The sequence below is a fragment of the bacterium genome (assembly GCA_040757115.1).
GTDB lineage: Bacteria > UBA9089 > CG2-30-40-21 > CG2-30-40-21 > SBAY01 > JBFLXS01.
In genome coordinates this window covers 39,930-46,934 of the sequence record JBFLYA010000004.1, presented here as the reverse complement: position 1 = coordinate 46,934, position 7,005 = coordinate 39,930, and the positions used below count along the sequence as shown (strand labels likewise).

5 protein-coding genes are annotated in these 7,005 nt (G+C 35.8%); 3 read left to right on the top strand and 2 right to left on the bottom strand.

Features of this window, described 5'->3' with window-relative positions; all coding sequences use genetic code 11:
• Positions 1–366 precede the first annotated feature (366 nt).
• Both carA and AB1422_00690 read right to left on the bottom strand, forming a co-directional pair.
• Complete coding sequence (carA, locus tag AB1422_00695) at positions 367–1,506, bottom strand: glutamine-hydrolyzing carbamoyl-phosphate synthase small subunit (GenBank protein MEW6617865.1); 1,140 nt, start codon at positions 1,504–1,506, stop codon at positions 367–369.
• A 50-nt stretch (positions 1,507–1,556) separates the two neighbouring features.
• Positions 1,557–2,159 (bottom strand): YIP1 family protein, encoded by a 603-nt coding sequence (locus AB1422_00690; GenBank protein MEW6617864.1) that lies wholly within the window; start codon positions 2,157–2,159, stop codon positions 1,557–1,559.
• Between the two features lie 151 nt (positions 2,160–2,310).
• Here AB1422_00690 and AB1422_00685 point away from each other — a divergent pair, with 151 nt between their 5' ends.
• The 3 genes from AB1422_00685 to AB1422_00675 all read left to right on the top strand — a co-directional run bounded on the left by AB1422_00685 (position 2,311) and on the right by AB1422_00675 (position 6,820).
• Positions 2,311–2,457 carry a hypothetical protein gene (locus AB1422_00685; GenBank protein ID MEW6617863.1) on the top strand — a complete coding sequence of 49 codons (147 nt, stop codon included), beginning with the start codon at positions 2,311–2,313 and terminating at the stop codon, positions 2,455–2,457.
• A gap of 368 nt (positions 2,458–2,825) precedes the next feature.
• A complete protein-coding gene (locus AB1422_00680) occupies positions 2,826–4,007 on the top strand; it encodes an ATP-binding protein (protein ID MEW6617862.1) in 1,182 nt (393 codons plus the stop codon).
• Positions 4,008–4,093: 86 nt separating this feature from the next.
• Complete coding sequence (locus AB1422_00675) at positions 4,094–6,820, top strand: tetratricopeptide repeat protein (GenBank protein ID MEW6617861.1); 2,727 nt, start codon at positions 4,094–4,096, stop codon at positions 6,818–6,820.
• Positions 6,821–7,005 lie beyond the last annotated feature (185 nt).

The following is a 7,005-nucleotide window of genomic DNA, read 5'->3' as shown; positions in this document are numbered from 1 at the left end:
AATCGCTTGGATAACTCCTTTGGAGTTACCCACATTCTCCACATCACTACCACTACCACTACCACTACCACTACTAATAATTAATTTTTTAATTTTATTTTCAACCCCCACCCCCCAATCTTGGGGGATTTAATAAGGAATTAGGATTGTGGCATTCAAAATGACCAACAATATATATTATACGAGGAGGATGAAAATAGTGGTAGGAGATAGGAGGTGGGAGGTAAGGAGATAGGCGTGAGGAGTGATGTTTTCCTTACTTTCTACTCTCTACTCTCTACTTCCTATTTTCAGGAAAATCCCTCATTTCACTGACCCATTACATTTTGACGCTTTTGAGAACTTTTTCCTATCTTTCCCTAATTTCTAATTTCTATTCATCATTTCAACAAATTTCTTAAATAAATAACCTGCATCATGCGGACCTGGTGAAGCCTCAGGATGGTATTGAATCGAGAAAATCGGCAGTTTTTTATGCCTCATTCCTTCTAATGTCTGGTCATTAGGGTTGATATGCGTAATTTCAACCTCATCTTTGTTCAAAGAATTAATATCCACACAAAAGCCATGATTTTGTGCCGTAATATCTATTTTACCGGTGGCTAAATCTTTCACCGGTTGATTTCCACCTCGGTGTCCGAATTTAAGTTTGTAGGTTTTACCACCAAAGGCTAATCCTAAAATCTGATGGCCTAAGCAAATGCCAAAGATTGACAATTGGTAATTGGTAACTGGTAACTGGTAATTGGTAATTGGTAATTGGTAGATGAGTTTTTTAACGGTTTCAACCGCATAAGGGACACCAGCGGGGTCGCCGGGACCATTGGATAAAAAAATGCCATCAGGATGGTAGGAAAGTATTTCTTCTGCCGAGGTGTTCGCTGGCACAATAATCATTTCACAACCAACATCTTCCAGCATCCGTAAGATATTATGTTTTACACCAAAATCCATCGCCACAATTTTGTATTTTAGATTGGGGATTGGGGACTGGGGATTGGTTTGCCAATGATACGCCTTTTGGCAAGTAACTTCTTTAACTAAGTCCCGACCAATTAAGCCAGGAGAAGAGATGGCTTTAGCCACAAGACTTTCTTTATCTAAATCCTCAGTTGAGATAACTGCTTTCATTGCACCACAAGTCCGAATGTGTTTGGTAAGTGCCCTTGTATCTACCCCTTCTACTCCAATAATTTTATGCTCTTTCAGAAATTCAGCCAATGTTTTTTGTGCTCGCCAATTGCTATAAATTTGACTGTATTCTTTAACCACAAAACCCTCAACATGAGGCATTTGAGATTCCATATCCTCATCGTTTACCCCATAGTTGCCAATCAAGGGATAAGTCATTGTCACTATTTGACCTTTGTAGGAAGGGTCAGTTAGAATTTCTTGATACCCGGTCATACTGGTATTAAAAACTATCTCGCCATATTTTTCTCCAGAGTGGCCAAATGCCTGTCCTTCAAATATTTTTCCATCTTCTAAAGCAATAATTGCCTTCATCTTTTTTATCCTTCTTTCGATTTTAGATAAATCCAAAATCTAAAATGCTCTTAAAACAGGGAATGTGGAAAAGAAGCAGGGATAATGGAAAAACTCAGCACTAAGGCAAGGAGGATAAGTATAAAAACACCAAGAATAATGAGAGTAGCAGGTGTGGTTAATATCATCACTGCCCTAAAATTTGAGACCTGATAAATCTCACGGATAGAGATAATTTCTAATTTGACTATCCACAGGAGGATGATTAAATTAAAAAGGAGATAGAGTGAGAATTTTATTGTGTGTGGGGTATTTTGAATTAATAATGACCAGGGGGTAATTAATATTGCGGGTAAAAAACAAAAGCCTAATGCCGTGAACAAACTACTTACTTTACCTTCTCCGTCAAACCATTCAGCAAATAGATGGAGAATCGCCGTTCCAACTATCCAGATACCAATGATAAAAATTAATCTTCCCAGTAATCCTACCGTGAGGATAGCCTTAGCCACATTTAGCTCAACCGGGCTTATTAATACTCCTCCCACATGGCTACTGATAGTGGCTAAAAGCACCACAAAAAACGCCCAACTTACGGGTTTCTGCCCTTGAAGTGCTTTCATACTGACAACAGGTTTGGTAAATGTATAATATATTGTTTCAAAACCACTCATATTGGTTATTATTTTACATTATTGAGTCAATTTTGTCAAGAGGAAAAAAGTGGTAAGCGTTCAGGTGGTGTAACAAAAGGAGATGTGGAGATTAAGGAGATAGGGAGATATTATTAAAAAAATTGAAATTAATAGAAACTAATAGAAATTTATGGAAATTTGTTGTTTTCCACAATCAATTTCTACCTATTTCTATAAATTTCAATCTATTTCTATTATCTTATCTCCATATCACTCTTATCTCCTTATCCCCTTTCTTACACTTTTGATATATAGCCTGAACGGTTACAAAAAGTGAAACCAGTGATTCAGACACTGGACATCAGACACAAGACTATAGACTCTATTTATGCAGGAAATTAGTGACTTTTGGGAAACCATCCTCAAAACTTCACTCCCTGAATTTTTCCTAAGTCTTACCTATATCAGTGACAGTGGGAGTGTCAGTGTCAGTGAAGAAACTCCTTCAACTCATCCAACACTTCCAACTCTTTCTACTCTTTCAACTCTTCCAGCAGAAGTATAGGCAGGTCTCTCAAGCCTTCATTCTTCTGCAATTTCTGCCCACTTTAGTCTGAGGTCTGATGTCTATAGTCTACTGTCTGAATCACATCTTCTGTCAAATAATACTTGACAAATTGTTATTATTTGTGTAGACTATGACTTATGATATTCCCAAGAAAGATACAAAAGGAATTAATAAAATATGTCTTTTCACCCGAGATTATTGTGCTTACTGGTATGCGCCGGGTAGGTAAGACAACCCTCTATCAATCCATATTTAATAGTATTGAAAGCAAAAACAAAGCCTTTTTTGACCTGGAAAATCCAATTGTGCAAAAGATATTTGAGGAAATAGATTATAACAATATCGTTCTAAATTTAAAGGAATATGGTATTACCTCAGCGGAAAAGGCTTATATCTTTCTTGATGAGATTCAGGCTATGCCCAGCATTGTAAAGGTAGTCAAGTATCTTTATGACCATGTTGGTTTTAAATTCTTCCTTACTGGCTCAAGTAGTTTCTATCTAAAGAATCTTTTTCCAGAAAGCTTAGCGGGTAGAAAGTTTGTCTTTAATCTCCGTCCTTTGGATTTTGAGGAATTTTTGACATTTAAAGGTAGAGAAAAAGAATCTTTTGTAGATTTAATCCAAAGAGATAGGTATAAAAATTTTATTCGATATCAGAGGTTAAAGGGGGCTTATGAAGAATATCTTAATTACGGAGGTTTCCCACAGGTTGTTCTGGAGGAAGATATTACCAGGAAGAAGATGCATCTTCATGATATCCTTAAATCCTATTTTGAAAAAGAGGTGCAGAACCTTGCTAAGTTTAGAGAAGTGCAGTTATTCAGGGACTTATTGCTTTTGTTAATTGCTCGCGTAGGCTCAAAACTTGATATTGCCAGGTTGGCTTCTGAGTTGGGCACCTCTCGGGAGACTATATATTCCTATCTCTCTTTCTTACAAGATACATTTTTTATTACCCTGGTTCCGCCGTTTACCGGGAGTATGGATAAACTGGTGAGTAAAGCCAAAAAGGTTTATTTTTGTGATACCGGGATAGTGAGTGAGTTTGCAAAGGTTTCTGATGGTGCACTCTTTGAGAATGCGGTCTTCAATGCTTTATCGCAATTTAATAATATCCATTATTATCAAAGGAGATCCGGCAGAGAAATTGACTTTATCCTTGATAGCAGGATTGGTATTGAGGTTAAACTCAAAGGAATCCCAGGTGATTTTGAAAGGCTAAAAACTATCTCGACAACAATAGGATTACCGGAGTGCTATGTGGTTAGCAAGGAATTTGTAGATTATGAAGGGATTATCTCAGTGGTTGATTTGTAGGTAAGTGTTTAGCCACAATATTTTCATTCTCCTTTGTGACTCACAAGGTTCATTTACCTGAATTCCAGAGCGAGGCGTATTTTGTTATGAGATTAACTCAGAAGGTTCTATTGTTTTGTCTAATATTTATTATCGGCATATTTTTTGGTGTGGGAAGTACGATAATAATTACAAAACAGACCAGACGAAGCATTGGCGAGATTTACTGGCAAACGATAAGCGAAAGTCGTAAATTATCTAATCCAATGGCTATTGTTAGGATTAAAAAATTTATTAATAAATATCCTGGTTCTGACTATGTCGAGGATGCCTATTATCAGATTTGCAAGATTAAATTTAAAGAATGCGCCAATACAGACAAAAATTGGGATAAACCACTAAAAGCCTACCTTAAATTATTAAATGATTATCCCAATAGTAAATACTTAGAATCTATTAGTTTTTTTATTCCATTTTGTTATGCTAAAAACAAAGATTATCCAGCGGCTATTGTTAGGTTTAAAAAATTCCTGAAGATGTTTCCCAACAGTGATCTTGCCGATGAGGCTCAGTATAATATTGGCCGACTTTACTGGGCTTGCGGTAAATTTGGCAAGGCTAAACAGGCATATAAATTAATCGTTAAGAATTACCCGAATGAGGATTTAGTCGATGAAGGACTATTTAGAATAGGAGAGGTGTATCTATCCCAGGGAAATTATCAGCGTGCTATCTCGCAATTTCAACGAGTTACTAAAAAATTTTTTAAAGGTAAAATAACCCCTTACTCTCAAGCAATGATAGGATTTTGCCTGTATCTTCAACGCCAAAACGATAAGGCAAAAGATGAGTTTTTAAAAGTCCTATTCAATTATCCCTATACCACTCTTAAAAATGATATTCAGGAGTTTATTCGGAAAATGTCTCCTCAAATCCGCATAATCCAGAACGAAAATCAGCCCAAAACCTATTTTTTATGTCTTGATAAAGGGATTATTTACAATAATAAAGATTCATTAGTTTTAATAAATTTAACGAAAGAAGATGTCAATAATATGGATATTTTCCCTTTTAATACCAAAATGTTTTTTTCACCAGGGGGGAATGAATTTATAGTTGGAAGTGGTGATTATCTCTGGCGGGTAGGTATTGATGGAGTCAAAAAAACAAAACTGGTAAAACAACAAGGGGTAAAAGTGAATATTCACTGGTCTTTTGACAGAAAAGGGATTATTTATGAAACCGAAGATACGCTTTTCCTGATTCAAGATAATAAGTTGACTAAACTTCTTGTAAAATCCCTTTCGGCTGGTTCTTTTTCCCCTGTATGGTCTTATGATTCGACAAAATTTGTCTGTTTAGATTGGAGTAAAGATGGTAGTGTCGCTGACCTGGTGATATTTGATTCTAATGGCAATGCAGGAAAAAGGATAAACAAGATTTTCGATAAGCAAATTCGCTTTTCGACATCACAAGGATTTCGCTGGTCAAAGGATAGTAATAAAATTGCCTATGGCATAACTCGAAAATGGGTAAGGGGTATATCTGAAGAGGTAAAAATAGTGGATGTCCAACGGGGTATGGTGCATACAGTGGTTTATGACAGTGCCAGAGATATTTGTTGGTCTCCTGATTCATCTAAAATCGCATATTCAAACTATCGAGGAACATCAATCATAGATGCAAACGGCAAAAATTGGCAACATTTATCCAATATCATCCTAATTTGCCTTCAATGGAAATCTAATCAATCCCTATGCGGCATAACTAAGAGAAAGGATTTTTTCATTTATAGGGTTTTAGATTTAAAAGGAAAAATTAAACAAGTAATATACAAAGGCCACAATCCACTCCCAAATGGTAAATTAATTGCTTATAATGATTCAAAAGGAAGATTATTTCTTGGAGATAAATTATTATCTTATTCAAAAGTAACCCCATTAAAATGGCTGGATTCAAAAATCCTGTGTTATGATTCAAAGAGTTATTTTATAATTAATAATACAAGAAAACAACAGGTCTATCAGGGAACTCCGGTAGAGATATTAGCCTCGTTTAAAGGTTTAATCTTTGTCCCAAAATCTTATGATGAGATTTCTATCTTTGGTAATCTTGGTGGAAATATTGCCAGATTAAAGGATAAAACTCCATATCTTCTGACCTTAAAAGGCGGCAAAAATCCTGTTTTGTCCCGGAATAAAAAATACCTCGCTTATGAAAACGCAGATAATATCTATGTTATGTTAACGGATGGAACCAACAAATTTCAACTTACATTACTGGGCGGTTGCTGCTCAAATTGGTTTGAAGACAGAATAATATTTGAACAATATGAGAAAACTTCTTTAAATTGGTGGAATTTTCACCTTAAGGTAAATCAAAAAATACACCAGGAAAAAGGTAAAATAGCTAATGAATATTTATTGGATGTCATTCAGCCGACTGATTTTAAAGAAAATATTGGGATTATCAATAAAGACGGCACTAACTATGTCCAATTGATAAATCACGGGAAAAATCCCAATATTTCTATCACGGGCAAAATAGCCTTTGAACGCAATGACATGCTCTGGATAAAAGATGTAAATGAAGAGGGAGAATCTAAATTAGTTAAAGGTAGATGCCCTAAATGGTCTTGTGATGGACAGATTCTTGCTTATTTAAAGAATGGAAATCTCTGGATAATGGATAAAAAAGAAAAAAAACTTGAGGATTTGATTGATGATTTTAATTGGTTACCGTTTAAAAATAAAATTGCCTATTCTAAAAATGGGGCATTATTTATTAAAGATGTCGTCACAGATAAAATAGTCCAATTGACCAGGAAAGGGTAAAAGGAGGGTAACCGTTCAGGTAATCTTTTACCGCAGAGACGCAGAGAAACAGAGAAGACATAGAAATAAAGTAACTATTCAGCCACGGATTAACACGGATTAGCACGGATAAATACAGAGGGCAGAGGGCAGAGGGCAGAAGGCAGAGGACAACAGGAGCAAAAACCTTCAGCTTGATTACGGAC

Coding starts and splice junctions, on each gene's coding strand:
- AB1422_00690 (MEW6617864.1), bottom strand. CDS start 2,159: ATGAGTGGTTTTGAAACAATATATTATACATTTACCAAACCTGTTGTC.
- carA (MEW6617865.1), bottom strand. CDS start 1,506: ATGAAGGCAATTATTGCTTTAGAAGATGGAAAAATATTTGAAGGACAG.
- AB1422_00680 (MEW6617862.1), top strand. CDS start 2,826: ATGATATTCCCAAGAAAGATACAAAAGGAATTAATAAAATATGTCTTT.
- AB1422_00675 (MEW6617861.1), top strand. CDS start 4,094: ATGAGATTAACTCAGAAGGTTCTATTGTTTTGTCTAATATTTATTATC.
- AB1422_00685 (MEW6617863.1), top strand. CDS start 2,311: ATGGAAATTTGTTGTTTTCCACAATCAATTTCTACCTATTTCTATAAA.